We start from the raw sequence: 25513 nt of genomic DNA on the forward strand, positions 1-25513 counted from the left end.
ATGGCCTCCACCGCCTCGGAGAACAGCTGGGCCAGCACGCCGGTGGTGTGGATGAACAGCGCCAGCACGCCGGCGAACGGCCCGAGGCCGACCGCGACCACGAACAGCATGGCGAAGACCATCTCGTTGATCGCGCGCAGCATGTCCATCAGGCGTCGCACCGGCTGGTTGATCCACCAGGGGGCGATGTTCTCGGACGCCAGCAGCGCGAAGGGAACGGCGGCGACGATCGACAGCACCGTGCCCCACAGCGCGATCTGGATCGTGATCAGCATCTCCTCGACATAGAATTCCCACTGGCGGAAATCCGGCGGGAAGAAATCCTTGGCGAAGGTCGCCATGTTGCCGGCATCGCGGATCAGGTCCAGCGGACGCATCTCCGCCCCTTCCCAGGACCAGATCAGCACGGCCAGGAACAGACCCCAGCCGAGATAGCTCAGCAGCGATTTCTTCAGGTCGCGGGGCGGCAGCGCCAGCGCGGCGTCGGCAGCGCCTGTCCGGGTCGTCATGGCCATCTCCTTGGTGGAGGCAATGGGTTTGGGGCGGCGGAAGTGGGTCATGGCAGAAAGATCGGATTCAAAAACTGGGGCCGGCGCGGTTTCCCGGCGCCGGCCTCCAGTCGTTGCGGACCTTAGTTGGTCTTCATCTTCTTGTTCAGCGCGTCGAGCTGGGCGTTGATCTCGCCGAGCTTCTGCTGCTTCTCGGCCGCCGCCATCTTGTCGTCATTCTCGATCCGGGTCTTGGAGCGGAACAGCTCAAGCTGGCGGATCGGGATCAGCTGATCGTTGCTGCTCTCACGGAACGGCGCCCAGGACAGGCCGGCCAGCACCTTCTTCTCAGCTTCGACGTTCGGGCCCTTCACGCCGTAATCCATGAAGAAAGCCTTGATCTTGCTCTTGGCCTCGGCCGGCAGGTCGGCGCGCCAGACAATCGGGTCGGACGGGATCAGCGGGGAGCGCCAGATCTCCTTGATCTGGGCATACTTCTCCGGGAAGTTCTGCTTGATCCGGTCCATGCTCTCGGTGTTGTTGGTCGCGATATCGACCTGGCGGTTGGCAACGGCCAGCGCATTGGTCTCATGGTTGGCGGTGACCATGCGCTTGAAATGCTGCTTGGCATCGATGCCGTTCAGCGCGAACACATAGTAGCTCGGCACCAGGAAGCCGGAGGTCGAGTTGGGATCGCCATTGCCGAAGGTGTAGTCCTTGCCGTTCTCGACCACGGCCTTCAGATCGTTGACCGGCACGTCCTTGTGCGCAATCAGCAGCGAGTAGTAGCCGGCGCTGCCATCAGCGGCGACGGTCTGCACGAAGATCTCGCCATTGGCGCGGTCCACGGCTTCCATGGCCGACTTGTTGCCGTACCAGGCGACATCGACCTTCTTGAAGCGCATGCCCTCGATGATGCCGGCATAATCCGGCGCGAAATAGGCATTCACCTTCATGCCCAGCTTCTTCTCCATGTCGGAGAGGAAGGGCTGCCAGACAGTCTTCAGATTCTGCGAGGATTCGGTCGAGATGATGCCGAAGTTCAGCTCCTTCATCTCGGCCGCCTGCGCACCGGCGGTCAGCGCGGTCATCGCGACCACGGCACCCGCAAGCATTTTGCGAAGCATTCCACTACCTCCTGATTTCGTCACCGGAAAGTCCCGGTCTTTCGCGTCCTTCCCCCGAAGGTCACGCAACAGCCGCCGTCAGTGCGCGGCCACCAGGGCCGGGGAAGCCGCGACGGGCTCCGGCCTCTGATTCCTGATGAAGTCGCCGAGGATCAGCTCCTCGCTGTCGGCGCCGTAAAGCTCGCGCAGGAAGTCCGGCGTCAGCGCCTCGCTCGGCCCGTCATAGATGATCTCGCCGGCCCGCATGGCGACGGTGCGCGGGCAGTAGCGCAGCGCGTAATCCACCTGATGCAGGGACACGACGACGGTGATGCCGTCCTCGCGGTTGATGGTCGCAAGGATCTCCATGACACGGCGCGCCGATTCCGGGTCCAGCGAGGCAATAGGCTCGTCCGCCAGCACGACCTCCGCCTGCTGCACCAGCGCGCGGGCAATGGCGGCGCGCTGCTGCTGGCCGCCCGACAGGGTGGAGGCGCGCTGCGCCACATACTGGTCCATGCCGACGCGCGCCAGCGCCTGCATCGCCATCAGCTTCTCGTCGCGGGTAAACAGGCCGAGCGTGCCGCGCCAGGCCGGTATGCGGCCCAGCACGCCGGTGACCACATTGGTCAGTACCGACAGCCGGTTCACCAGATTGAACTGCTGGAAGACGAAGCCGATATGCGCGCGGATGCGGCGGACGTCGCGGGATACCGCGCCACCCGACTGCACCGTCTCGCCCAGGATGCGGACCTCGCCCTTGCCGCCCTGGCCCTTACCACTGGCCGGATCGCCACCAACCAGCCCGGCGACATGGCGCAGCAGGGTGGACTTGCCGGAGCCGGAAGCGCCGATCAGCGCCACCATCTCGCCCTTCTGGACAAGCAGCGACACGTCGTTCAGGGCGCGCGTTTGCCCGAAAGTCTTGCTGAGGCCGGAAACCGTGATCGCGGTTGACATACCATCCCCGTCAGTGGTGCGGATCGGTGTCCGGTGTATCAGCCGCCCGTTACGGTTCGGTGACGCTTACTTGACGAATTTGCAATGCTTTCCCCAGCCGACTTGGCCTGTTATGCCGTCAGCCGATAAGCCTATGAAAATCGTGGAAATTCGGATTAGGCTGCAGGAAGTGCCCTTGATCGTGGGGCGCTATGGGCCGGAATGAAGGCCGGGATGAAGGAGAAATGAGGATGAGCGACGACAAGAAGAGCGTACTGAAGGAATTCAGGACCTTCGCCATGCGCGGCAACGTGATCGACCTTGCGGTCGGCGTTGTGATCGGCACCGCCTTCGGCGGCATCGTCTCCTCGCTGGTCAATGACGTCATCATGCCGCCCTTCGGCGTGCTGCTGGGCGGGCTGGACTTCTCCAACTACTTCATCACCCTGGGTGAGGGCGACTTTGCCAGCCTGCAGGAAGCCAAGGAGGCCGGCGTCGCCACGCTGGCCTATGGCAAGTTCGTCAACACCATCGTGAACTTCGTGATCATCGCCTTCGCGATCTTCATGGTGGTGCGGCAGATCAACCGGCTCTCAGCCAAGGAAGAGGCAAAGCCGTCCGCCCCGCCCGCGCCGCCGCGCCAGGAAGTGCTGCTGGAGGAAATCCGCGACCTGCTGAAACAGCCGCGCCCGTAACCGCTAATCTTCCGGCGTGTCGAAGACGAGCTGCACCCGCTCTGACGCAAAGCGCACATAACCGTAGCGCACCGGCACGCCGTCCAGATCGGCATCGACCGCCTCGACCAGCAGGATCGGCCGGGTGCGCGGCTGCGCCAGCATGGCCGCCTCATCCTCACTCGGCATGCGGGCGGTGATGCGGGTCAGCTTACGGCGATAATCCGTAACCCCATGCGCGCGCAGCATCTCGGTGACGGAGCCCTTTTCTCCATAGACCGACGCCGCGTTCGGGAACCGGTCAGCCGGGAAGTAATTATTGCCATAGGTGATCGGCCTGCCATCGGCGGCCCCCAGCATGCGCAGCATGATGCAGGGCGCGCCAGGCGCGATATTCAGCCGCTCCGCGACCTCTTGACTGGCCGGCAGCGTGGCGCTGTCGATCAGCCGTCCGGCAGGAATCCGGTTCTGCGCCGACACGATCTCGGAGAAGCGCGTGCGCTCGCTCAGCGCGTAATCCAGCACATGCTCCTGCACGAAGGAGCCGCGCCCCTGCTCGATGCGCACCAGCCCGTTGGCCTCCAGCGCCTCCATCGCGCGGCGCAGCGTATGCCGGTTCACCCGGAAGCGCTCGGCCAGCTGCTTTTCCGTCGGCAGCCGGTCGCCGGGCTCGAACCGCCCCTCAGCGATATCCTGGGTGATCGCCTGTTCGATCTGCCGCCACAGCGCGACACCGTCCCCGCGCGATAAATCCTGCATCCTTACCTCTGCTTTCCGGCGCACCCGCTCAACCGCTTCGTCACAGGAAATGCACAACTTGCCCCCTTTACGAAACCGGGGCGCGGGAGCATAGTGATGAAAATTGATACGGATGTCTATACAAATTTACCAGAGGTATAGAATGGCGTCCCCGACACCGACACAGCCGGCAGGACAGGCCGAGCGGCAGCGCTGGATGTCCGTGCTCGCCAAGGCCGAGCCGAAGGCGCTGGAAGCGCTGTGGCAGCAGGTTGGTTCTGCCCAGGACTTCTCCTATCTGCGCCAGCCGGAGACCGGCATGGTCATGGTGCGCGGCCGCGCCGGCGGCACCGGCCAGCGTTTCAATCTGGGCGAGATGACGATGACCCGCTGCGCCGTGCGGCTGCCCGATGGCCGGGTCGGCCATGGCTATGTCGGCGGGCGCGACCGCCAGCATGCGACACGCGCCGCCCTGATCGACGCGCTGATGCAGGACACCGCGCAGCGTGACTCGCTCGACGCCGCGATCATCGCGCCGCTGGAGCAGGCCGCCCGGGAGGCGCGCGAGACGGCCTCGCGCAAGGCCGCGGCCACGAAGGTCGATTTCTTCACCATGGTGCGCGGGGAATGACGATGACAGACACGCTGCTCGCCGGTTTCAACGACACCACGCTGGACAGCCAGCGCGCCTTCCGCGCCGCACTCGACGCGCTGTCCCGCCCCGGCCGCATCGTCACGATGCCGGACCTGCTGCCGGACGCCGCGCCACAGCCGCTGATGCCGGCCACCGCCGCGCTGGCGCTGGCGCTGTTCGATTACGAGACACCGGTCTGGCTGGACGAAGCCGCCGATACGCCCGCCGTGCGCGACTGGCTGCGCTTCCATTGCGGCAGCCCGCTGGTCAGCGACAAGGCGCAGGCGCGCTTCGCCCTGCTGGCCGGCACGCCGGAGACGCTGTCGGGTTTCGATGCCGGTACCGACGCCTATCCCGACCGCTCCGCCACGCTGATCCGGCAGGTGGAAAGCCTGTCGGACGGGCCGGCCTATCGCCTGAGCGGCCCCGGCATCGCGCAGGAAGAAACATTGAAGATCAATGCGCTGCACGCCGGCTTCGACTCTGACTGGCAGAAAAACGCGAAACTATTTCCACGCGGGCTGGACCTGTTTCTGGTCGCCGGCCATCAGCTGGCCGGCCTGCCACGCACCACACGCATCGACCGGATGGAGGGCTGAGCCATGTATGTCGCCGTAAAGGGCGGGCAGCGCGCCATCGAGAATTCCCGCAAGCTGCTGGCGGAGGAGCGGCGCGGCGACCCCGCCGTGCCTGAGATCACGCTGGCGCAGATCGACGAGCAGCTGTCGCTCGCCGTGGACCGCGTCATGGCGGAAGGCGCGCTCTATGACCGCGAGTTGGCGGCGCTGGCCGTGAAGCAGGCGCGCGGCGACATCATCGAGGCGATCTTCCTGCTGCGCGCCTACCGCACCACCCTGCCCCGCCTCGGCTATGCGGAGGCGATCGACACCGCGCGCATGGCGGTCCGGCGGCGCATCTCCGCGACCTACAAGGATCTACCGGGCGGCCAGGTGCTGGGGCCGACCTTCGACTACACGCTGCGCCTGCTGGATTTCGACCTGGCTGAAGGCGGCAGCCTGCCGGCCACCGAGGAAGCGCCGGAGCCGCTGGACGGGTCGATGCCACGCGTCGCCGACATCCTTGGCCATGATGGGCTGATCGAGCCGGAGAATGCGGATGACGCGAAAGAGGTTGGCGACCTGACCCGCGATCCGATGACCTTCCCCGCCGACCGCGATGTCCGGCTGCAGGCGCTGGCGCGCGGCGACGAGGGCTTCCTGCTGTCGCTGGGCTATTCCACCCAGCGCGGCTATGGCAAGAACCATCCCTTCGCCGGCGAGATCCGCATGGGCGAGGTTGCCGTTGAGTTCGTGCCGGAGGAGCTGGGCTTCCCCATCGAGATCGCCGAGATCACCGTCACCGAATGCCAGATGGTGAACCAGTTCCAGGGATCGGCCACCGAGGCGCCGAAATTCACCCGCGGCTATGGGCTGACCTTCGGCCATTGCGAGCGCAAGGCGATGGCGATGTCGCTGGTGGACCGCTCGCTGCGCGCCTCTGAACTGGGCGAGTCGGTAAAGGCGCCGGCACAGGACCAGGAGTTCGTGCTGTACCACGCCGACAATGTGGAGGCGTCGGGCTTCACCCAGCATCTGAAGCTGCCGCATTACGTCGATTTCCAGGCGGAGCTGGTGCTGGTGCGCAAGATGCGCGAGGCCGCCGCCAACCAGGCGGCAGCAGCCGAGCGCGATATCGAGGAGGCGGCGGACTGAGATGAGCAAGGTTGAGGGCTATAATTTCGCCTATCTCGACGAGCAGACGAAGCGGATGATCCGCCGCTCGATCCTGAAGGCGGTCGCGATCCCCGGCTATCAGGTGCCGTTCGGCAGCCGCGAGATGCCGCTGCCCTATGGCTGGGGCACCGGTGGCATCCAGGTGACCGCCGCCGTGATCGGCCCGGACGACACGCTGAAGGTGATCGACCAGGGGGCCGACGACACCACCAACGCGGTGAACATCCGCAGCTTCTTCGAGCAGACGACCGGTGTGGCGACCACCGACAAGACGCGCGAGGCAACGCTGATCCAGACCCGCCACCGCATCCCGGAGGCGCCGCTGGCCGAGGGCCAGATCATGGTCTATCAGGTGCCGATCCCGGAGCCACTGCGCTGGCTGGAACCGCGCGAGACCGAGACCCGCAAGATGCACGGGTTGGCCGATTACGGCGTCATGCATGTGAAGCTGTATGAGGATATCGCGCATTACGGCCATATCTCCACCGCCTACGATTATCCGGTGCGGGTGAATGGCCGCTATGTGATGAGCCCCAGCCCGATCCCGAAATTCGACAATCCGAAGCTGGATAATTCGCCGGCACTGCAGCTGTTCGGTGCAGGCCGGGAGAAGCGCATCTACGCGATCCCGCCCTATACCAAGGTCGAGAGCCTGGATTTCGAGGATCACCCCTTCCAGATCGAGAAGTGGGACCGCGCCTGCGCCATTTGCGGGGCCACCGATTCCTATCTCGACGAGATCGTGACCGACGACAAGGGCGGGCGGATCTTCGTCTGCTCCGACACGGATTATTGCGGTGAGCGCGTGGCCGCCGGCCATCGCGGCGCGGAAGAGGAGCAAGCGGCATGACCCCGCTTCTGACAGTCAGCGGACTGACCAAGAGCTATGGCGCCCATACCGGCTGCCGCGATGTCGGCTTCGAGCTGTTCCCCGGCGAGGTGCTGGGAATCGTCGGCGAATCGGGGTCGGGCAAGACCACGCTGCTGCGCTGCCTGTCGGCACAGCTTGCCCCGACCTCCGGCACCGTCGCCTATGACATGCGCGGCCAGGGGCCGACCGACATCTGGGCGCTGTCGGAACCGGAACGCCGCATGCTGACGCGCACCGACTGGGGCATTGTGCACCAGAGTGCGCGCGACGGGCTGCGCATGGAGGTCTCCGCCGGCGCCAATATCGGCGAGCGTCTGATGGCCGTCGGGGCGCGCCATTACGGCAATATCCGCACCGAGGCGGAGGATTGGCTCACCCGCGTCGAGATCGAGACCGGGCGCATCGACGATCTGCCGACCACCTTCTCCGGCGGCATGCAGCAGCGCCTGCAGATCGCCCGCAACCTGGTGACGCAGCCGCGCCTCGTCTTCATGGACGAGCCAACCAGCGGCCTCGACGTCTCGGTGCAGGCTCGTCTGCTCGATTTGATCCGCACGCTGGTGAACCGGTTGGGCATCGCCTGCATCATCGTCACCCACGATCTGGGCGTGGTGCGGTTGCTGGCGCACCGGCTGATGGTCATGCGGCGCGGCCAGGTGGTGGAGCACGGCCTGACCGACCAGGTGCTGGACGACCCGCAGCACCCCTACACCCAGCTTCTCGTCTCCTCGATCCTGCCGGTGTGACCATGAATTACGACGACAAGACCAGCATCGCGGTGGAAGACCTTGGAAAGAGCTTCACCCTGCACATGCAGGGGGCAACGCACATCCCCGTCCTGTCGGATGTCAGCTTCACAGTGGAGGCCGGCGACTGCGTGGTGCTGGACGGCCCGTCAGGGGCGGGCAAATCCAGCCTGATGCGCTGCCTCTATGCCAACTACCTGCCGCAGCAGGGCCAGGTGCTGATCCGCCATGACGGCGATCTGGTGGACATCACCCACGCCGCCCCGCGCACCGTGCTGGATATCCGCCGCCGCAGCCTGGGTTATGTCAGCCAGTTCCTGCGCGTCATCCCGCGCGTGCCGACGGTTGAGCTGGTGATGGAGCCGCTGCTGGCGCTGGGCATCGCGGAAGAAACGGCGCGGGAGCGCGCCGGCACCATCCTCGCCCGACTGCGCATCCCGGAGCGGATGTGGCACCTGCCGCCCGGCACCTTCTCCGGCGGCGAGCAGCAGCGCGTAAACATTGCCCGGGTCATGGTGGTGGACTATCCCGCCCTGCTGCTGGACGAGCCGACCGCCTCGCTGGATGCCGATAACCGCCAGACGGTCGTCGAACTTGTAACAGAAGCGTGCGCGCGCGGCGCCGCGATTGTCGGTATCTTCCATGATGCGGCTGTACGCGAAGCCCTCGCCACCCGCACCCTGACCATAACCCCAAGCGACAAAGTGGCTGCCTGATGAGTGCCGAGACGATCCTGACCAATGCCCGCATCGTGCTTGCCGATTCCGTGCTGGAAAGCGGCACCGTGCTGGTGCGCGACGGCCACATCGCGGAGATATCGGAAGGCCGCAGCCAGGCCGCCGGCGCCATCGACCTGAACGGCGATTATCTGCTGCCCGGTCTGATCGAGCTGCACACCGACAATCTGGAAAAGCATCTGGCCCCGCGCCCCGGCGTGCGCTGGCCCGGCGTTCCGGCCCTGCTGGCGCATGACGCGCAGATCGCGGCGGCCGGCATCACCACCGTCTTCGACGCGGTAGTGCTAGGCAACACCATCGGCCAGTCCACCCGGCTGGAGCTGCTGGACCTCAGCGTCGAGGCGGTCGATCAGGCGCGCGCCGCCGGGCTGACCCGCGCCGACCACCTGCTGCATCTGCGCTGCGAGGTTGCCGACCCCATCGTGCTGGAGCTTTTCGACAAGGTCAGCGACCACCCGCTGGTGAAGCTGGTCTCGCTGATGGACCACACGCCCGGCCAGCGCCAGTTCGTCGATCTGGCGCAGTACGCGCTGTACTACCAGAAGAAGCACAATGTCTCCGATTCCGAGCTGCAGGCGATGATCATCTCGACCAAGGCGAATCAGGAGAAATATGCCGATCTCCACCGCCGCACCCTGGCCGAGGCCTGCCGCGAACGCGGTATTCCGACCGCCGCGCATGACGATGCGACGCTGGCCCATGTCGAGGAATCGGCGGAGCTTGGCATCACCATCAGCGAGTTCCCGACGACGATGGAAGCCGCCAGCGCGTCGCGCGAACGCGGCATGACCACCATCATGGGCGCGCCGAACGTGGTGCGCGGCGGCTCGCATTCCGGCAACATCGCCGCCCATGCACTGGCCGAGGAAGGGCTGCTGGACGCGCTGTCCTCAGACTATGTGCCGATCAGCATGCTGCACGCCGCCTTCAAGCTGCACGACCAGCACGGGCTGACCCTGCCGGATGCGGTCGCTACGGTCAGCCGCAACCCGGCCCGCATGCTGAAGCTCGGCGACCGCGGCGAGATCGCCGCCGGCAAGCGCGCCGATCTGGTGCGCGTGACGCAGCATCAGGGCCTGCCGCTGGTCCGCCATGTCTGGCGCGAGGGAGACAGGATCGCCTGACCAATCAAAAAAGTGGGGAGTAAAATGAGTGTGCAGATGACGGCGCCGGCCGATCCGGTCGATGTGATCTTCGATATCCTGACGCGTAAGGGCGACGCCGATTATGGCGGGGAATGCGTCAGCCAGCTTCAGCACGCCCTGCAATGCGCCATGCTGGCGGAACAGGCTGGTGCCGAGTCTCCCCTTATCACCGCTGCCCTGCTGCACGATATCGGCCATCTGATCGACGACCGGGCGCACCAGATGCGCGACAGTGGCGTCGATGCCCGCCATGAGGCGCAGGCCGAACGCTATCTGAAGCACTGGTTCGGCCCGGACGTGACCCAGCCGGTGCGGCTGCATGTCGATGCCAAGCGCTATCTCTGTGCCACCGACATCGCCTATTGGGACGGGCTTTCCGAAGGCTCCAAGAAGAGCCTGGAAATGCAGGGCGGTCCGTTCGACCGCACCGAGGAGCTGGAATTCATCGACCTGCCCTACGCCCGCGACGCGGTCATGCTGCGGCGCTGGGACGACATGGCGAAGCTCAAGGACGCGGTCACCCCGCCGCTGGAGCATTTCCGCCGGCACGTCACGGCCTCGCTGCTGGGGTAAGAATACTCTTCTTGTCACCCCCGGGTTTAACCCGGGGGTCCAGGGGCGGTGCCCTGCCTGGGTCGTCTCAGCCTGCTGCCCTGGATTGCCGGGTCAAGCCCGGGAATGACGGCCGGAGGAACTGTACCGCTGGGATAATTCTGCACTTTTCTGCTCCCTCTCCCCTTGCGGGAGAGGGTTGCACAGCCTTATCGAGCCGAAGGCGAGATTAGGCAGAGCTGGGTGAGGGGGAACCGGAATCGCCGGAGGCCAGCCCCCGCAGGGCCGCGACGAAGGCGGCGACGGACTCCGCGAGGTCGCCGTCATTGCGTATCTCGATCACATCCGGACCGGTCACGCGGAAGGCAGCCGCACGGTCCAGCCGGCCTGCGATCTGGTCTTCCGTCTCGCGGCCGCGCGCCCGCAGCCGGGCGGTTAGAATCTCCGGCGAGACGGTGATGCTGAGAATGGCGACACGGCCATATTTCCCACGCGCCTCGTCCAGTACGCCGCGCGAGACATTGGCGATCACCGTACGGCCCGCAGCCAGATCGCCCTCCACGCTTTTCGGGATGCCATAGCCGAGGCCATGCGCGTCCCAGGACAGCGCATATCCCCCAGCCGCCTGCCGGGCGCGGAATTCGGCCTCGGTGACGGCGATATGGTCCTCGCCGCCGGAATCGGCCGGCCGGGTGATCTCCCGCCTTACGAAGACGAATCGCGGATCGCCGGCCAGCGCGGCGCGCGCGCCATCCAGCAGACTGTCCTTGCCGGCCCCGGACGGGCCAACCACGAGCACCAGATATCCCTCAGCCATCAACCTGCTGCCGGCAATAGGTTTCGCGCAGCAGCATGGCGCACAGCACGCCGATGCAGCAAGAGGCCGGCAGCACCAGGAAGGCGGCATGGAACGCCTCAACCGAATAGAGGCGCGCGCCCTCCTCCATCCGGCCGGTCCAGTTCACATCCAGCAGATAGCCGATCAGCGGCTGGCAGATCGCCCCGCTGCCGATCACACAGGTATTCACCAGCCCATAGGCCGCGCCGCTGGAGCGCGGCGCGTTCAGCTCCCGCGCGGCGGCAAAGGTCAGCACCATGCAGGCCGAGGCAAAGCCGTTCAGGAACAGCAGCACCGTCACCATCAGCAGCGGCACGCCCGGCAGGTAGAGGATCGCCGCCAGCGTCAGGGTGGAGCCCAGCGTCCCGGCGATCAGCAGCGGCTTGCGGCGCTCCATCCGGTCGGACAGCCAGCCGATGGCGATGGCGCCCACGCCCCAGCCGAAGAAGCTGGTCGCCAGCGTCGAGGCGGAGGTCGCGCGATCCAGCCCATAGGCGGCGGTCATGTACGGCACGGCCCACAGGCCGGTGAAGGACAGCATCGGACCGGTCATCGACATGCCGATCAGCGCCGCGTACCAGCTCTGCCGGTTCGCCATCACCCGCTTCAGCCCGCCCATGATGGTGCCGCTGCCACTGCCGGCATAGGGCTTGTCGCGCGCCACCAGCCACAGTGCCAGCGCCAGCGCCAGACCGGTGAAGCCGATACCCAGCATGGCATCGCGCCAGCCGATGATGCCAACCAGCGCCGCCAGCGGCGCCTGCCCCAATATGCCGCCGCCGGTGCCGGCGAACTGGCTGATGCCCGACAGCATGGCGAAGCGCGAGGGCGGCAGCCATTGCGTCGCCAGCGTCAGCGCGCCGACCCAGGAGAAGGCGCAGCCTATGCCGATCATCAGCCGCCCGGCATAGGCGACCTCCACCGTCGGCGCCAGGCCGAACACGATGCTGCCCAGCGCCACCGTGGCGATGGCGCCGGTCATCAGCCGGCGCGGGCCGATGCGGTCGAGCAGGATGCCGACCGGCAGCTGCAGGCTGGCATAGGCGTAGAAATAGAAGGCGGAGAGATGGCCGAGGATGGCGCCGCTGACCGCGAAATCGCGCATCAGCTCCGTCACCATGACGCTGGGCGAGACGCGCAGGATGAAGGCGTAGCAGAAGAAGGCCGACCCCAGCATCCAGGCGGCATAGGCGCGGAAGCTGGGCCGGTCCAGACTGGTTTCGTTTGCCGTCACGCTTCCCCCACCCCAACGGAACCGTGCGCACTTAGCCTGCCCCCTTCATCCCGGTCAAGCGTGCCGGGCTGGCAGCGGCCTTGCACCCGGCGCATCGCTGGCCCGCTGACGAGGTCTTGCCCGCAGGACCGCTCTCCCGCAGGCTAGGCGATCTTTTCCAATAGCCCTGCCAAGAAGGTCGCCATGGATATCCTTACCGCCGTCCGCCACTGCTTTTCCGCCGATTACGCGGAAGCGCGCGAGAAGTTCCGCAACAGCTGCCGCGCCTATGGCGTGGAGCCGAAGGCCTATGTGAACCCCAATCGCGGGCCGCTGGGCGAGGAGCTGACGACGGATGCCGCCTGGTTCGGCCCGAAGGATGCGAAGAAGGTGCTGGTCAGCATCGCCGGGACGCATGGCGTGGAAGGCTTCACCGGCTCCGGCGGGCAGATCGACTGGCTGTCTTCCGGCGGCCCGCTGACCCTGCCGAAGGGTGTCGCCGCGCTGCATATCCATGCGATTAACCCGCATGGCTTCGCCTGGCTGCGCCGCGTCACCGAGGAAGGCGTGGACCTGAACCGCAACCATGTCGATTTCTCCAAGCCGCTGCCGGAGAATCCCGGCTATGACGAGCTGGCCGACGCGCTGCTGCCGTCCGAGCTGTCCGGCAAGGTGTTCGAGGAGGCTGAGGCGAAGATCGCCGCCTACAAGGAGAAGCACGGGCTCTGGAAATTCTCCGAGGCGCGCGGCGGCGGCCAGTACAAGCACCCGACCGGCTTCTTCTTCGGCGGCTTCGGGCCGACCTGGTCGCGCCAGACGACCGAGAAGATCGTCGACGATTTCGGCGTGAAGAACGCTGATCTGGTCGCCGTCATCGACTATCACACCGGCCTCGGCCCGTTCGGCTATGGCGAGCCGATCTGCAACCATCCCATCGACGGCGTGGCGGTGAACCGCGCCAAGGCCTGGTACGGCCAGTCGGTGACGGAGCCGCTGCTCGGCACCTCCTCCTCCACCGCAAAGGCCGGCCTGAGCGAATTCGGCTGGGAGTTCCTGCTGGGCGAGAAGGTCACCTTCGTGGCGCTGGAATATGGCACCTACACGCCGGAGGAAGGCCGCCGCGCGCTGCGCGAGGACCATTGGCTGCACGCCTATACCAATGTGGACTGGAACGACCCGGAGACGAAGCGCATCAAGGCGCAGATCCGCCGGCAATATTACCCCGACACGCCGGACTGGAAGGAGATGGTGCTGTACCGCAGCCGCCAGATTCTCCGCCAGGCACAGGACGGACTGGCGGCCAGTTGAGCGGCTGTCAGCTTAACCGCGTCCTCTCAGACAGCCGCCCTGGATTGCCGGGTCAAGCCCGGCAATGACAATCTCATAAATGTCACCCCCGGACTTGATCCGGGGGTCCAGGGGCGGTGCCCTGCCTCCGGCTGAAGGCGCCCCTACTTCCGCGCGCGGCCAGGGAAGACGTGCGGCCAGGTCTCCGGCTTGGCGCGCAGGTACTGCGGCGGGTAGTAGGGCGTCTCGGCACCCAGCGCCTCGGCGGCATGCCAGGCCCAGCGCGGGTTGTAGAGGAAGGAGCGGGCGAGGGCGACCATATCGGCCTTGCCGCTCTCGATGATCTCCTCCGCCTGCTTCGGCTCGGTGATCATGCCGACGGCCATGGTGGTAATCCCGGTCCGGGCCTTCACCTCGGCGGCGAAGGGCACCTGATAGGACGGGCCGACCTTGATGCGCTGCTGCGGCACCACGCCGCCGCTGGAAACGACGACATAGTCGGCCCCTGCCTCCTTCAGCGCACCGGCGTACTTCACCGCATCCTCGACGTTCCAGCCGCCCTCCTCGACCCAGTCGCTGCCGGGAATGCGCACGCCCATTGGCTTGTCCGCCGGCCAGGCCTTGCGCATCGCTTCGAAGGTCTCCAGCGGGAAGCGGATGCGGTTCTCGAAGGAGCCGCCATAGCGATCATCGCGGTTGTTCACCAGTGGCGACAGGAAGACGTTGCCGAGATAGCCATGCGCGTTGTGGAACTCGATCAGCTCCACGCCCAGCCGGTCGGACCGGATGGTCGCCTGCACGAAGGTGTCCTTCAGCCGCTTCAGCTCCGCCTCGTCGGCCATCTTCGGCGCCGGCCAGTCGTCATAGCCCTCGCCGGTGGAGGAGATGGTCTCCCACGGGTCCTCGTCCGGCGCCAGCCCCTTGCCGCCATTCCAGGGATGATGCACCGACCCCTTGCGGCCGGAATGGGCGAGCTGCACGCCGAACGGCGTCTGGCCATGCCGGTTGCAGAAGGCGATGACGCGCGCCAGCGCATCCTCGTTATCGTCAGAATAGAGGCCGAGGCAGCCATGGGTGATGCGGCCGCGCCGCTCCACCGCGATGGCCTCGCTGATCAGCAGCCCGGCGCCGGACATCGACAGCTGCCCCAGATGCGCCAGATGCCAGTCGGTGGCGCTGCCATCGGCGGCGCTGTACTGGCACATCGGCGAGACGGCGATGCGGTTGGGCAGGGTCAAGCCGCGCAACTCGATGGGCGAGAAAAGCACACTTGCCATTCAGGAGACTCCAGATGTCGGAAAAGGATATGCCATCAGGATAGAGGCGGACGCGGAACGGAGAAACCGGCGACCGCGAAAGTCACTGTTTCGCTATCAGCATCACAAGGCGGCATCACCAGCCGTGGAAGCGGGCAAAGCCGGCGACCGGCTCGCGCTCGGTGCGCAGCGTATTCACCAGCGCCGACTTGTCCTCATAGCCCAGCGCGATGCCGCAGATGATCATCTCGTCGTCGGGGACCGACAGGTGCCGGCGCACCACCGGATGATAGGTTGCCAGCGCCGCCTGCGGGCAGGTGTGCAGGCCGTGGCCGCGCGCGGCGATCATTATGTTCTGCAGGAACATGCCGTAATCCAGCCAGCTGCCCTTTTCCAGCTTGCGGTCGATGGAGAAGAACAGCCCGACCGGCGCGCCGAACAGCGTGTAGTTCAGCCCGTGCTGGTGGTGCATCCTCTCCTTGTCGCCCTTGCCGATGCCAAGCAGCCCGTACATGTCCCAGCCAACCTTGCGGCGGCGCGACAGGTAAGGCTCGTACCATTGCGTCGGGTAATATTCGTACTCCCGGTCGGTGATGTTCTCCGGATCGTCATGGGCGGCCAGCATGTCGCGCACAAGTGCTGCCAGCGGTTCGCCCGCCACCGCCTGCACCTTCCAGGGCTGGGTGTTGGTGCCGCTGGGTGCGCGCGCCGCGACCTCAAGGATATGTTCTACAAGAGTGCGCGGCACCGGGGTCGGCAGGAAGGCGCGCACCGACCGCCGGCTGGTGATGGCCTCGTCCACGCTGGCGGGCAGATCGGCCTCAGGCGGATAGGTGAATCGGGGATCGGTCACTTTGTCTTCTCCTGTCCGGTCGGCAGCGCGATGGGGGCGGCAAGGTCCAGCCCCATCCGCTCGAAGCCGCGCTTGAAATCCATGATGTGGCGCTCCATCCAGCGCCGCGCCTCGGCGGCATCGCCGGTGCGGATCGCCTCGTAGATGGCGGTATGTGCCGTGAGCAGCCGCTCCGGTGCCGCCGGCAGGCCGCTGATGACTGCCTCGAAGGCCGGGTAGAACAGCCGCCCCAGCGCATCGCGCGACAGCAGCAGCGCGCGGTTGCCTGAGGCTTCCGCCACCAGCGCATGGAAGGCGATATCCAGCCGGGTGACATTCTGCCGGTCCGCCAGCACCGCCCGCGTCTCGCTTAGGTTGGCCGCCAGCGCCGATATCTGTTCCGGCGTGGCGTTGGCCGCCGCCAGCTCGGCCGCCATCGGCTCCAGCGCCATCATCGTCTCCCACAGCTCGCGGAAGGTGACTTCATGCATGACCATGGCGTGGCTCATGCGCTGCGCCAGCGCCGACGTCTCCGGCCGGGCGACGAACAGCCGCCTGCCCTCCTCGCGCCGCACCAGCCCGCTTTCCTCCAGCAGGCGGATGCCCTCGCGCACGGTGGACCGGTTCACCGCGAACTGGGTGGCGAACTCTGTCTCTGTCGGCAGCCGGTCGCCGGGTTTCAGCCGGCCTTCCAGGATTTCGCGCTCCACCGCCTCCGCCAGCAGGCGGTAGCCGGGCGCACGGTCGAGCCGGGCGAAGCTCATCGCCTCAGCCCGCCGTCCAGCCGCCATCGACCAGCACGGTCGATCCGGTGACATAGCTGGCCGCGTCGGAGGCCAGGAACACGGCCGCCCCGCCGACCTCCTCCACCGTGCCGAACCGGCCCATCGGCGTGCGCGCCAGCAGCTTCGGCCCGATATGCTTGTGCGAAAGGATGGAGCTGGTCAGGTCCGTGGTGACGAAACCATAGGCGACGGCGTTCACCCGCACCCCCTGCTCCGCCCAGTCCAGCGCCAGCGCCTTGGTCAGCTGCTCAACGCCGCCCTTGGTTGCGCAATAGGGCACCTGCCGCTTCAACCCGACATGGCCGGCGATGGAGCTGATATTGATGATGGAGCCGCGCCCCTGCTCCAGCATGGCCGGGCCGATCAGGCGACAGCACAGGAACACGCCGGTCAGGTTCACATCCAGAATATGCTGCCATTCCGCTGGGTCCGTGCGCTCCATCGGCGCGTAATGCGGATCGATACCGGCATTGTTCACCAGAATGTCGATGCGGCCATGGGTGGCCAGCACCGCGTCGCGCAGCGCCGCGACCTCCGCCTCCGCCGTCACGTCGCATCCATGCCAGCTGGCCGTGCCGCCCTCGGCACGGATGGCATCGGCCACCTGCTGCAAATTGGCCTCGTTGCGCCCCGCCAGCGCCACGGCGGCACCGTGCGCGGCCAGTGCTTCGGCAATGGCGCGGCCGATGCCGCGCCCGCCGCCGGTGACGATGGCGGTCTTGCCGCTCAGGTCGAACTGAGTCTTCGTCATTTCCGGTTCGCCCTCATCAAGCGTTTCGCGATGGCCCAGCGATGCACCTCGGACGGGCCGTCATAGATGCGGAAGCCCCGGATTTCACGGAACAGCTGCTCCACCACCGTATCGCGGCTCATCCCCCGGCCGCCCAGTACCTGCACGCAGCGATCCACGATGCGGAACAGCGCCTCCGACACCGCAACCTTGGACATGCTGGATTCGTGGCGGGCATGCTCGCCCTGGTCCAGCAGCCAGGCGGTGTGCCAGATCATCAGCCGGGCCTGCTGGATCTCGATCTCATTATCGGCCAGCATGAAGCCCACCCCCTCATGCTCGCCGATGGGCTTGCCGAAGGCGTGGCGCTCGCGGGCATAGGCGATGGCGATCTCCTGCGCGCGGGTCGCGCCGCCCAGCCAGCGCATGCAATGGGTCAGCCGCGCCGGGGCGAGGCGCACCTGCGCATAGCGGAAGCCCTCGCCGACTTCCCCCAGCACCGCCTCCGGCCCGACGCGCAGCCCGTCATAGACGATCTCGCCATGGCCGCCGGTGAAGCTGGAATCCATCGTGTCCATTAGCCGTTCCAGGATCACCCCCTCCGCCGGCAGCGGCGAGAGGAACATGGTCGGGCCTTCCTTCCCACCCGGATCGACAACATTGGCCATGATGATGGTGAAACCCGCGCCATCGGCCCCGGTGATCAGCCATTTCCGGCCATGGATGGTGTAGCCGCCCTTGCCGTCCGGCAGCGCCTCGGGCTTCATCTCGCTAGGGTCGGCGCCCGCCCCCATCGGCTCCGTCATGGCAAAGCAGGAGCGGCACGCGCCACTGGCCAGCGGACGCAGGTACTTCTCCTTCTGCTCTGCCGTCGCCACCTTCTCCAGCAGATGCATATTGCCCTCGTCCGGCGCGGCGCAATGCAGCGCAACCGGGCCGAGCGGCGAGCGGCCCGCCGCCTCGAACACGATGGCGCAATCGACATGGCCGAGACCCATGCCGCCGAATTCCGCCGAGACATGCGGCGCGAACAGCCCGGCCTTTTTGGCCAGCGCGTTCAGCTCCTGCCGCAGCTCGTCAGTCGGGCCGTGGCTGGTGCGGCGCTTGTCGGCTTCGTAGGGAATCACCGTGCCGTCGATGAAGGCGGTCACCCGCTCTTTCAGTTCCTTCTGACGGTCCGTCAGCGCGAAATCGATCATTCTTTCCCCCTAGAAGGCCCGGCCGCGGGCGATATCCCAGCCGAAGTCGATAAGCCCGTCAGCCAACGTGCCGAAGCCGGCGAACCGCCGGTCGGTGGTTCCGCCCTCGCGCCAGCGCCGGTGCAGCTGCAAAAAGATGCCGGCCAGCCGCAGCATGCCGAGCACCCGGTAATAGAGCATGTCGGAAACGTCGCGCCCGCTGACCGCACCATAGCCGGTGACCAGATCGCTGCGCGTCGGAAAGCCGGGTCCGGCAGTCGGCATTTGTTTCAGCTCGTGCATCGCCGGCGGGTCGCCCGCCTCTGTCCAGTAGGCCAGCATGATGGCGAGGTCGAACAGCGGATCGCCGCGCGTCGCCATGTCCCAGTCGAGCACGGCGATGGGGTCCAGCGTAGCCGGGTCCAGGATCACATTGTCGAGCTTGAAATCGTTATGCAGCAGGGTAACGGCAGAGGGCGGCAGCTTCTGGCCTTCCAGCCAGGCCACCAGCTCCGCGAAGGCCTTTGTCGGCTGATGCGGGTCCGGCCCTTCCATGGCGAGTCGGCAGCGCTTCACCCAGCCGGCCAGCGTGCGCTCCAGAAACCCCTCCGGCTTGCCGAACTGGCCGAGGCCGATAGCCGCCGGATCGACGGCATGGAAATCCGCCATCAGCCGCACCAGCTCGCCACCCAGCTTCGCGCCGGCTTCGGCGTTGCCGGCCAGCTCCGGCGGCATCTCCGCGCCGATCACCAGCCCCTCGCGATATTCGATCAGCTGGAAGGGCGCGCCGATGACACTCTCATCGCCGCAGAAATGGATGCCTTTCGGCGCATAGGGATAGGCGCGCCACAGCACGGAGAGCACCGTATGCTCGCGCTTCATGTCGTTGGCGCCGGGCGGAATCGGCCCCAGCGGCGGGCGGCGCAGCACGGTCTCAACACCATCGACCGACAGCAGGTAATTCACATTCCCGAAACCGTGCGCGAACTGGCGGACTGGCACGTCGCGGTCAAGCTTCAGCTCATGCTCGGCCAGATGCCCCGCCAGCCGGTCAAGCGGCAGGGCCAGCGCCTCCTCCACATCTTTCAGCGCGGGACCGTTCTGCATCGGCGATCCTCTTTGTCCGATTGTCCGACAATGCTAGCAGAGGATCAGAAGGCGTCAAGCCGTCCTGGAAGGCAGCGGTCAACCAGCTTAAAATTGTCATTGCCGGGCTTGACCCGGCAATCCAGGGGCCGCGTTCTGAGACGGTCCAGGCTGGGCACCGCCCCTGGATGCCCGGATCAAGTCCGGGCATGACATCCATGGAAAATCCGCAACCCCTATTCCGGGACCGGCTGGCCGGGAAACAGCCGGGCGAAGATGCGCGGCCGCTGCAGCCGCCGGCCGAAGCCCTGCACATGCGTCGCCATGTCGGCATCGCCGACCCAGGACAGATCCTTGTTCACGATGCCGAGCAGACGGTCGCGGGAAGCATTGCCCAGCGCCGCCCGGATTTCCCGCGCGGCCCGCGCCGGCGCCACCAGCACGAAGCTGGCGAATTTGTCCTTCGTCGCCGCCTCCTCGATATGGCTGCCAAGCTGATGGGCGAAGCGCTGCTTCTCCTTCGATTTAGGATCGACATGCGGTTCGTTGGCGGAGCGTCCCGGGTTGGCGCTTTCCTGCACGCGGGTCGGCTTGTCGCGCCCCAGCTTCGCGCCTGGAAGCCGCGCCTTGTCGTTCCTGAGCTGGGTAACCAGCGCCAGCCCGCCCTTGTCCGCCTCATTGGCGAAGATCCGCGCCTGCGCCCCATCGGCGACGATGAACCACATGGTCTTGCTCATGCTTGCCTCCCTTTATGCAGGTTTCGTTACAGTACCTCTTCTGCATATGGCGATTCGCAGCGCCGCTTGCAGATGGCTGGTCAATTCGTCGCGGCGCTTTGCTAGGCTGCAGCCGCGACGAAACGGGAGAGGTAATCATGTCGGGCGAAATCCAGCGCGTCTATCTGGTGACCGGAGCCGGCAGCGGCATCGGGGCGGCGGTCTGCCGCCGGCTTGCGGGGCCGGGCATCGGCCTGCTGGTCCATACCGGATCGAAGCGCGAAAAAGCCGTGGCCGTGGCTGAGGAATGCACGGCGAAGGGTGCTGCCTGCCAGGTCGCGGTCGGCGATCTCGCCGAGCCAGAGACGGCGGGCATGCTGGTCTCCGACTGCCAGAAGCATTTCGGCCGGCTGGACGGGGTGATCGCCAATGCCGGCTTCGCCGACCGCCGCACGCTGCAGGAGCTGGACGAGGAAGGGCTCGACCGTTCCATCGACGTCATCCTGCGCGGCAGCTTCCGCCTCGCCAAGGCAGCGCAGCCGCTGCTGGCACAGTCGCCAGCGGGGCGGATCGTCACCGTCAGCTCCTTCGTCGCCCATGTGTTCCGGCTGGATGGCGACGCCTTCACTGCCTCCGCTGCCGCCAAGGGCGGGCTGGAGGCGCTGACTCGCTCGCTGGCCGCGCAGATGGCGCCACAGGGCATCACGGTGAATGCGGTGGTGCCGGGCTATGTGCAGAAGGATGCGGTCTCCGGCCGGTCCGCGATGGATGATGGGCGCTGGAAGCAGGCCGTCGCGCGCATCCCGCTGGGCCGGCTGGGCCGGCCTGACGACATCGCGGCGATGATCGCCCTGCTGGCCGGGCCGGAGGGCAGCTACATCACCGGCCAGGCCATCCATGTCGATGGCGGTCTGACGCTCTAGCCATTACTTGCCCTGCGCGTCCAGCAGCCGGATCAGCGCCGGGAAATAGGCCCTGCCATTGCCGGCGTCGCTGGAGCGTTTCAGCATGTCGCTGGCCAGCTGCGCGCCGTCCGCCGTTACGCCGACATCGCGGGCGAGGTCCAGCGCGTAGCTGACATCCTTCAGCGCGTAATCAGTGGGGAAAGCCTCGTCCGGGAAGCTGCGCGGCAGCATTGCCTTCATGCCGTGATTGCGAAGCGCGAAACTGTCGGAGGAGCCCTTGCTCATGGTCTCCAGCAGTACATTCTCGTCGATGCCGGCCTTGCCGCCGATCGACAGGGCCTCGGCCAACGCCACCACGGTCTGGAACAGCACCATATTGTTCATGATCTTCACGATCTGGCCGCAGCCGACCGGCCCGCACAAAGTCACCTCGCTGGCGGCGTGCTCCAGCAGCGGGCGGATTGTCCCGTAGGTCGCCTCGTCGGCGCCGACCATGATGCTGAGCGTGCCGTCGATGGCCGCCTGCCTTGTGCGCGCCACCGGCGCATCGCAGAACACCGCGCCCTTCGCCGCGAATTCTTCCGCCAGCGTGCGGGTCAGTCCGACCGGCGCGGTGGACATATCGACGATGATCTGTCCGGGCCGAGCCTTCGCCAGAAGCCCGTCCGGCGCGCGGCAGACCGCCTCCACCTCCTTGCCGCCGGGCAGCGACAGGAACAGCAGATCGACGGCATCGGCAACAGAAGCAATGCCGGGCGCCAGCCGCGCCCCGTCAGCCGCCAGCCTTTGCAGCGGCGCGTCATTCAGGTCGAAGACCAGAAAGTCCCGGCCGCTCTTGCGCAGCATGTTGCGGCAGATCGGCTCGCCCATCACGCCGAGCCCGATGAAACCCACCGTGCCCGCCTTGTCCTTGCTCATTCGCTACCCTCCCGAATTTTGAGGGCACGGTAGCGCGAGCCGATGCGCAGGGCGAGCCTCACGCCCGCATGGCAGCCTCTACAGACCAGCCTTACCGGCTGGCTGCAGCGTTGGCACTCCAGCCGCCACCCAGCGCCTTGTACAGCTCGACCGAGGCCTGCAGCCGGTCGCGCAGCGCTTCCGACTGGTCCAGCTCGGCCTGGAACAGGGTCCGCTGTGCGTCCAGCACCTCGATATAGGAGGTATAGCCGCCTTCGTACCGGTCCTCGGCCAGTTCCACGGTCCGGCGCAGCGCATCCACCTGCCCATCAATGGCGGTCAGCCTCTCGGTGCTGCCCTGCTGCTGCTCGAAAGCATCCAGCACCTCGCGGAAGGCAACGCGCACGGTCTGGCCATAGCTGATGAGGGCCTGCTGACGGCGCGCCTCACTGGCCTCCAGATTCGACTGGTTTCGGCCAAAATCGAAGATCGGCGAGGTCAGGTTCGAGGCCAGGCTCCAGATACCGTTGCCGGCATTGAACAGATCGCCCAGTTCCCGGCTCTGCTGGCCCAGCGTGCCGGTCAGCGCGATGTTCGGATAGAAGGCGGCCTTGGCCACCCCGATCTGCGCGTTGGCGGCGACCAGCTGCTGTTCGGCCTGCTGAAGGTCGGGGCGCCGGTCGAGGATCGCCGACGGCATGAAGTCCGGCACCACCGGCGGCACCGGCAGCACATCGACCGCCATGCCGCGGGCCACATCCTGCTGGATCAGGGCGCGCGGCGCGCGGCCCAGCAGCACGGAAAGCGCATTGCGCTGGATGGCGCGCTGCTGGCGCAGATTGGGAAGCTGGGCGCGCGTCGCCGCCAGCTCGGATTCGGCCTGGCGCAGCGCCAGTTCGGTGACCACGCCATTATCGTACTGGGCACGCTGCAGATCGTAGGAATCCTGCCGTGCCTTCAGCGTGCGCTCGGCGATTTCGACCTGATGATCCAGTGCCCGCAGGTTGAAATAGCCGGACGCCACATCGGCGGCGACGGAGAGCCGCACCGTATCCTGCGCCGCCTGGCTGGCGAGCAGGTCGGCACGCGCCGCCTCGTCCGCGCGGGCAAGGCGCCCCCAGAGGTCAAGCTCGTAGCTGACGACACCGGCGATGCGCAGGCTGTTCACCGGGTTCGGCGTGCTAGGCGTCGTGAAGTCGTCGCTGGTGCGCGCACGCTGGGCACCGGCTTCCGCATCCAGGCGCGGCAGCCGGTCGGCACGGGCAAAGCCGGCCAGCGCCCTTGCCTCGGCCACACGGGCCGCCGCCAGGGCGATGTCGGAGTTGGCAGCCAGCGCCTCCTCCACCAGGTCGGAGAGGACCGGATCGCCATAGGCGCGCCACCAGTAGGGATCGACCTGCGAGGCGACGACCACCGTGCTGCCCCATTGCTGCGGCATGTCGATCTCGGGGCGCTGATAGTCCGGCCCCATGGAACAGCCCGCCAGCAGCGCGGCCAGGCCGGCGGCAAGAAGGGTATTACGCATCGGCGGTCTTCTCCTGACTGCTGGTATCGTCATGCTTGGGCTTCTTCTTGGTGCGGCGTTCTGTCATCCGCGACACGAGCTTGTAGAAGGTGGGGATCAGGAAGGTGGCAAGAAAGGTCGCCGCCAGCATGCCACCGATGACGCCGGTACCGATGGAGTGGCGGCTGGCCGACCCCGCGCCGGTGCTGATCGCCAGCGGCACGCAACCCAGGATGAAGGCCAGCGAGGTCATGATGATCGGCCGGAAGCGCAGCCGCGCCCCTTCCAGCGCCGCCTGCTCGATGGACAGGCCCTCCTTGCGCTTCAGGACGGCGAACTCAACGATCAGGATGGCGTTCTTCGCCGCCAGCCCGATCAGCGTGATCAGGCCGATCTGGAAATACACATCATTCTCCAAACCGCGCAGCCAGATCGCCGTGATCGCACCGAACACGCCGAACGGCACCGCCAGCAGCACGGCAACCGGCAGCGACCAGCGCTCATACTGTGCCGCCAGGATCAGGAACACCATCACCAGACCGAACACGAAGGCGATGCCCGCCGTGCCCGCCGTGGTGCGCTCCTGATAGGCCGAGCCGGTCCAGGCGATGACATAGTCGGTGCCGAACAGCTCGGTCGCCAATTCCTCCATCACGTCGAGCGACTGGCCAGAGCTGTAGCCCGGCGCCGGCCCGCCGAGGATCTTGGCGGCCGCGAAGATGTTGAAGCGTTCGATCAGGTCCGGCCCGATCTGCCGTTCGATCTTCAGCAGCGCATCCAGCGGGATCATGCTGCCATCGCCCGAGCGCACGAAGATGTGGCGCAGATCGTCCGGCTTCTCGCGGAACTGTGCCTCGGACGACAGGTTCACGCGGTAGCTGCGGCCATAGAGCGTGAAGTCGTTCACATAGAGCGTACCCATGGTGCTCTGCATGGCATCGAAGATGTCCGGCAGCGGCACGCCAAGCGCCTTCGCCTTCTCGCGGTCCACTGTCACCTTGTACTGCGGCACGGAGGTGGAGAAGGTCGTGCTGACACCCTGCAGCTCCGGCCGCTGGCTGGCGGCCTGCACCAGCTTGTTGGCAGCTTCGGCCAGCTTCACGCTGCCCGCGCCGGTGCGGTCCTGCAGATACAGCTCGAACCCGCCGGTCATCGAGATGCCGGTGATCGGCGGCGGGTTGAAGGCCAGCACGATGGCATCGCGGACCTGGCTGCCCATGCCCATGAAGGTGCCGACCAGGTTGCGCGCGTCATTCTGCGCCTCGGTCCGTTCCGACCAGTCCTTTAGCGGCACGAAGGCGACGCCGGCGCTGGTCTTCAGGATACCGCCCGACAGGATGTCGAAGCCGGCGAAGCTGACCACATTCTGCACCGCGGGGTGCTGCAGCAGGTCGCCGCTGACCCGGTCCATAACCTTCGTGGCGCGGTCCAGCGAGGCGGCGGGCGGCAGGATGGAAACCACCATCACATAGCCCTGGTCCTCAGCCGGCACCAGCGAGCCCGGCACCTTCTCGAACAGGTGATAGGTCGCCCCCAGCACCGCCGCGAACACCAGCACCGCCATGAAGGCGCGCTTCAGGAAGAAGCGCACGCCCGCGGCATAGCCGTCGGTCAGTTTCTCGAAGGCCCGGTTGAACCAGCGGAACGGCGCCAGCGGCTCGGAATGGGTCGGCTTCAGGAACACCGCGCACAAAGCCGGCGACAAAGTCAGCGCAACAATGCCCGAAATCAGCACCGACACCGCGATGGTGATGGCGAACTGCTTGTACATCTCGCCGGCAAGGCCGCCCAGGAACCCGACCGGGATGAACACCGCGCTCAGCACCAGGACGATGGCGATGACCGGTCCGCTCACCTCCTCCATCGCCTTTAACGCGGCGTCTTTTGGGCTGAGCTTGTTCTGCGTCATGTTGCGCTCGACAT

At 66.5% G+C, this 25513-nt stretch carries 27 protein-coding genes; 11 read left to right on the plus strand and 16 right to left on the minus strand.

What is annotated here, in order from left to right; genetic code table 11:
* The 3 genes from MK313_RS13965 to phnC form a co-directional block, all read right to left on the minus strand.
* On the minus strand, nucleotides 1–509 hold a 509-nt coding region (locus tag MK313_RS13965; protein ID WP_416054141.1), incomplete at its 3' end, for a PhnE/PtxC family ABC transporter permease.
* 122 nt (nucleotides 510–631) lie between these two features.
* Nucleotides 632–1615 (minus strand): phosphonate ABC transporter substrate-binding protein, encoded by a 984-nt coding sequence (gene phnD / locus MK313_RS13970; protein WP_008944335.1) that lies wholly within the window; start codon nucleotides 1613–1615, stop codon nucleotides 632–634.
* Between the two features lie 78 nt (nucleotides 1616–1693).
* On the minus strand, nucleotides 1694–2554 hold the full coding sequence (phnC, locus tag MK313_RS13975) for a phosphonate ABC transporter ATP-binding protein (RefSeq protein WP_008944336.1): 861 nt from the start codon (nucleotides 2552–2554) through the stop codon (nucleotides 1694–1696).
* A gap of 230 nt (nucleotides 2555–2784) precedes the next feature.
* Here phnC and mscL point away from each other — a divergent pair, with 230 nt between their 5' ends.
* A complete protein-coding gene (mscL, locus tag MK313_RS13980; protein ID WP_287782296.1) occupies nucleotides 2785–3228 on the plus strand; it encodes a large conductance mechanosensitive channel protein MscL in 444 nt (147 codons plus the stop codon).
* A gap of 3 nt (nucleotides 3229–3231) precedes the next feature.
* On the opposite strand, the gene phnF is transcribed toward mscL, so the two are convergent.
* Nucleotides 3232–3966: a phosphonate metabolism transcriptional regulator PhnF gene (phnF, locus tag MK313_RS13985; protein WP_287782298.1), complete on the minus strand. Its 735-nt coding sequence runs from the start codon at nucleotides 3964–3966 to the stop codon at nucleotides 3232–3234.
* Between the two features lie 142 nt (nucleotides 3967–4108).
* Here phnF and phnG point away from each other — a divergent pair, with 142 nt between their 5' ends.
* From phnG to MK313_RS14025, 8 genes are read left to right on the plus strand one after another with little or no spacing between them, the layout of a single operon-like run.
* Nucleotides 4109–4576: a phosphonate C-P lyase system protein PhnG gene (phnG, locus tag MK313_RS13990; protein ID WP_121218307.1), complete on the plus strand. Its 468-nt coding sequence runs from the start codon at nucleotides 4109–4111 to the stop codon at nucleotides 4574–4576.
* Nucleotides 4577–4578: 2 nt separating this feature from the next.
* Nucleotides 4579–5178: a phosphonate C-P lyase system protein PhnH gene (gene phnH, locus MK313_RS13995; protein ID WP_008944340.1), complete on the plus strand. Its 600-nt coding sequence runs from the start codon at nucleotides 4579–4581 to the stop codon at nucleotides 5176–5178.
* 3 nt (nucleotides 5179–5181) lie between these two features.
* On the plus strand, nucleotides 5182–6291 hold the full coding sequence (locus tag MK313_RS14000; RefSeq protein WP_121218309.1) for a carbon-phosphorus lyase complex subunit PhnI: 1110 nt from the start codon (nucleotides 5182–5184) through the stop codon (nucleotides 6289–6291).
* A 1-nt stretch (nucleotide 6292) separates the two neighbouring features.
* On the plus strand, nucleotides 6293–7162 hold the full coding sequence (locus MK313_RS14005) for an alpha-D-ribose 1-methylphosphonate 5-phosphate C-P-lyase PhnJ (RefSeq protein ID WP_287782301.1): 870 nt from the start codon (nucleotides 6293–6295) through the stop codon (nucleotides 7160–7162).
* Nucleotides 7159–7929, plus strand: coding sequence for a phosphonate C-P lyase system protein PhnK (gene phnK, locus MK313_RS14010; RefSeq protein ID WP_287782303.1), 771 nt, complete (start codon nucleotides 7159–7161; stop codon nucleotides 7927–7929). Before MK313_RS14005 ends, phnK begins: the two co-directional genes overlap by 4 nt.
* A 2-nt stretch (nucleotides 7930–7931) precedes the next feature.
* A complete protein-coding gene (phnL, locus tag MK313_RS14015; protein WP_287782305.1) occupies nucleotides 7932–8645 on the plus strand; it encodes a phosphonate C-P lyase system protein PhnL in 714 nt (237 codons plus the stop codon).
* Entirely contained in the window at nucleotides 8645–9790 is a 1146-nt protein-coding gene (locus MK313_RS14020) for an alpha-D-ribose 1-methylphosphonate 5-triphosphate diphosphatase (RefSeq protein ID WP_287782307.1), read from the plus strand. The genes phnL and MK313_RS14020 overlap by 1 nt, the downstream gene beginning before the upstream one ends.
* A gap of 24 nt (nucleotides 9791–9814) precedes the next feature.
* Nucleotides 9815–10384, plus strand: coding sequence for a phosphonate degradation HD-domain oxygenase (locus MK313_RS14025; RefSeq protein ID WP_287782309.1), 570 nt, complete (start codon nucleotides 9815–9817; stop codon nucleotides 10382–10384).
* Between the two features lie 208 nt (nucleotides 10385–10592).
* On the opposite strand, the gene phnN is transcribed toward MK313_RS14025, so the two are convergent.
* Both phnN and MK313_RS14035 read right to left on the minus strand, forming a co-directional pair.
* Entirely contained in the window at nucleotides 10593–11180 is a 588-nt protein-coding gene (gene phnN, locus MK313_RS14030; protein ID WP_287782311.1) for a phosphonate metabolism protein/1,5-bisphosphokinase (PRPP-forming) PhnN, read from the minus strand.
* On the minus strand, nucleotides 11173–12435 hold the full coding sequence (locus MK313_RS14035; RefSeq protein WP_287782313.1) for an MFS transporter: 1263 nt from the start codon (nucleotides 12433–12435) through the stop codon (nucleotides 11173–11175). The genes phnN and MK313_RS14035 overlap by 8 nt, the downstream gene beginning before the upstream one ends.
* 183 nt (nucleotides 12436–12618) lie before the next feature.
* On the opposite strand from MK313_RS14035, the gene MK313_RS14040 reads away from it, so the two are divergent.
* Nucleotides 12619–13722 carry a M14 family metallopeptidase gene (locus tag MK313_RS14040; RefSeq protein ID WP_287782315.1) on the plus strand — a complete coding sequence of 368 codons (1104 nt, stop codon included), beginning with the start codon at nucleotides 12619–12621 and terminating at the stop codon, nucleotides 13720–13722.
* Nucleotides 13723–13865: 143 nt separating this feature from the next.
* Here the strand turns inward: MK313_RS14040 and MK313_RS14045 are convergent, their stop codons facing one another.
* From MK313_RS14045 to MK313_RS14075, 7 genes are all read right to left on the minus strand, one after another.
* Nucleotides 13866–14978 (minus strand): NADH:flavin oxidoreductase/NADH oxidase, encoded by a 1113-nt coding sequence (locus MK313_RS14045; RefSeq protein WP_287782317.1) that lies wholly within the window; start codon nucleotides 14976–14978, stop codon nucleotides 13866–13868.
* 115 nt (nucleotides 14979–15093) lie between these two features.
* Nucleotides 15094–15810, minus strand: a complete 717-nt coding sequence (locus tag MK313_RS14050) for a nitroreductase (RefSeq protein WP_287782319.1) — start codon at nucleotides 15808–15810, stop codon at nucleotides 15094–15096.
* The gene (locus MK313_RS14055) at nucleotides 15807–16553 is read right to left on the minus strand and encodes a FadR/GntR family transcriptional regulator (RefSeq protein ID WP_287782321.1); all 747 of its coding nucleotides are present in this window, start codon (nucleotides 16551–16553) and stop codon (nucleotides 15807–15809) included. Before MK313_RS14055 ends, MK313_RS14050 begins: the two co-directional genes overlap by 4 nt.
* A 4-nt stretch (nucleotides 16554–16557) precedes the next feature.
* On the minus strand, nucleotides 16558–17325 hold the full coding sequence (locus MK313_RS14060; protein ID WP_287782323.1) for an SDR family NAD(P)-dependent oxidoreductase: 768 nt from the start codon (nucleotides 17323–17325) through the stop codon (nucleotides 16558–16560).
* Nucleotides 17322–18503: an acyl-CoA dehydrogenase family protein gene (locus MK313_RS14065; protein ID WP_287782325.1), complete on the minus strand. Its 1182-nt coding sequence runs from the start codon at nucleotides 18501–18503 to the stop codon at nucleotides 17322–17324. The genes MK313_RS14060 and MK313_RS14065 overlap by 4 nt, the downstream gene beginning before the upstream one ends.
* A 9-nt stretch (nucleotides 18504–18512) precedes the next feature.
* Complete coding sequence (locus MK313_RS14070) at nucleotides 18513–19589, minus strand: phosphotransferase family protein (RefSeq protein WP_287782326.1); 1077 nt, start codon at nucleotides 19587–19589, stop codon at nucleotides 18513–18515.
* A gap of 215 nt (nucleotides 19590–19804) precedes the next feature.
* A complete protein-coding gene (locus MK313_RS14075; protein ID WP_287782328.1) occupies nucleotides 19805–20305 on the minus strand; it encodes a host attachment protein in 501 nt (166 codons plus the stop codon).
* 137 nt (nucleotides 20306–20442) lie between these two features.
* Between MK313_RS14075 and MK313_RS14080 the strand changes: the two genes are divergently transcribed.
* A complete protein-coding gene (locus MK313_RS14080; protein WP_287782330.1) occupies nucleotides 20443–21207 on the plus strand; it encodes an SDR family NAD(P)-dependent oxidoreductase in 765 nt (254 codons plus the stop codon).
* Between the two features lie 3 nt (nucleotides 21208–21210).
* Here the strand turns inward: MK313_RS14080 and MK313_RS14085 are convergent, their stop codons facing one another.
* From MK313_RS14085 to MK313_RS14095, 3 genes are all read right to left on the minus strand, one after another.
* Nucleotides 21211–22107 carry an NAD(P)-dependent oxidoreductase gene (locus tag MK313_RS14085; RefSeq protein WP_287782331.1) on the minus strand — a complete coding sequence of 299 codons (897 nt, stop codon included), beginning with the start codon at nucleotides 22105–22107 and terminating at the stop codon, nucleotides 21211–21213.
* A gap of 91 nt (nucleotides 22108–22198) precedes the next feature.
* Nucleotides 22199–23611, minus strand: coding sequence for an efflux transporter outer membrane subunit (locus tag MK313_RS14090; RefSeq protein ID WP_008944359.1), 1413 nt, complete (start codon nucleotides 23609–23611; stop codon nucleotides 22199–22201).
* On the minus strand, nucleotides 23604–25513 hold a 1910-nt coding region (locus MK313_RS14095; RefSeq protein WP_287782333.1), incomplete at its 5' end, for an efflux RND transporter permease subunit. The genes MK313_RS14095 and MK313_RS14090, both read right to left, overlap by 8 nt.

The sequence above is a fragment of the Oceanibaculum sp. genome (assembly GCF_022449305.1).
Taxonomy (GTDB): domain Bacteria; phylum Pseudomonadota; class Alphaproteobacteria; order Oceanibaculales; family Oceanibaculaceae; genus Oceanibaculum; species Oceanibaculum indicum.